The organism is Parabacteroides sp. CAG:2 (assembly GCF_000436315.1).
GTDB lineage: Bacteria > Bacteroidota > Bacteroidia > Bacteroidales > Tannerellaceae > Parabacteroides > Parabacteroides distasonis.
In genome coordinates, this window is record NZ_FR885300.1 from 1 (window position 1) to 1,150 (window position 1,150).

General features: G+C 37.7%; 1 protein-coding gene. It reads left to right on the forward strand.

Features of this window, described 5'->3' with window-relative positions; translation table 11 throughout:
* The first annotated feature begins 30 nt into the window (after nt 1-30).
* Complete coding sequence (locus QVP94_RS10365; RefSeq protein ID WP_022192553.1) at nt 31-1,047, forward strand: DUF3871 family protein; 1,017 nt, start codon at nt 31-33, stop codon at nt 1,045-1,047.
* The last annotated feature ends 103 nt before the right edge of the window (nt 1,048-1,150 follow it).

Genomic DNA, 1,150 nt, shown 5'->3' on the forward strand with positions numbered 1-1,150 from the left:
GAATTATTAATCATTTAAACTTTTATCAATATGAGAAATTTAGTTATCATGCCAACAGAGAACAGAGAGAGAATGAATTTAGGTGAGTTTGCAGAAGAAGCAACCATTATTGAAGAAACTGCAACGCCTAAAAGGGTAAATCATTTCATTGAGGCAAACACCCAAGGAGCTACCTTGCAACATTTGAAAAATGATTGTATTACTCCCGTTTTTGCAAAAGACAATGAGCTTACAGTAAACCATGCTGCATTTATTGAAACTGTTTGGGAAGCTGCAAACTCCTACTACAATGGTGAGACTATCGGAACACCCGATATTCGTGTCTCTCATGTGATTAAGGGTCGTATTCCCGAAGCTATCCACAAACCTGCCAATCAGTTGTTGGAATCAGACAAAACAATCTACTATGAGAGGGCAGCTTTCAGTATTGATATTCCTACAATCTATGAAACGGTTGAGGGAAACAAGTTGAACCTTTCAATAGTAGGGGTCAGAGCCTATAATCAAATGAACTTATACAGCAAGAAAGTTCCAGAGTTGTTTAGGTTGGCTATTGGCTTTAAAAACCAAGTTTGTTGCAACATGTGCATCTTTACAGATGGTTACAAGGATGATTTAAGGGTGAGCAATACAAGTGAACTTTACCGTTCTGCCTTGGAGTTGTTCAACAACTACAACCCTGCCAAACATCTGCATTTGATGCAACAGTTGGGCAATACTTCAATGAGTGAACACCAATTTGCACAAATATTGGGCAAAATGAGACTTTATCAGTGTTTGCCCAATGGCTACCAAAAGAGACTGCCAAGAATGTTGCTTACAGATACACAGATTAACAGTGTTGCAAAAGCCTACATTAATGATGAGAACTTTGGCAGCTTTGGAAATGACTTGAATATGTGGAAGTTCTACAACCTATTAACGGGTGCAAATAAGAGCAGCTATATAGATTCATTCTTAGACCGCTCATTAAATGCAACTGAAATGGCTGTTGGAATCAATGCAGCCCTGCATGGGGATGAGCATTACAAATGGTTTATTGACTAACTAATGAGAGGGCATCTATTTATTTAGGTGTCCTTTCCTATTTTTACAGAACTATGGATAAACAGATAGAAAAAGTAATAAAGCACATTAAAGACTTGGAAAA

Excerpts from the sequence above, each read along its gene's own strand:
- QVP94_RS10365 (WP_022192553.1), top strand. The coding sequence starts at position 31 with ATGAGAAATTTAGTTATCATGCCAACAGAGAACAGAGAGAGAATGAAT.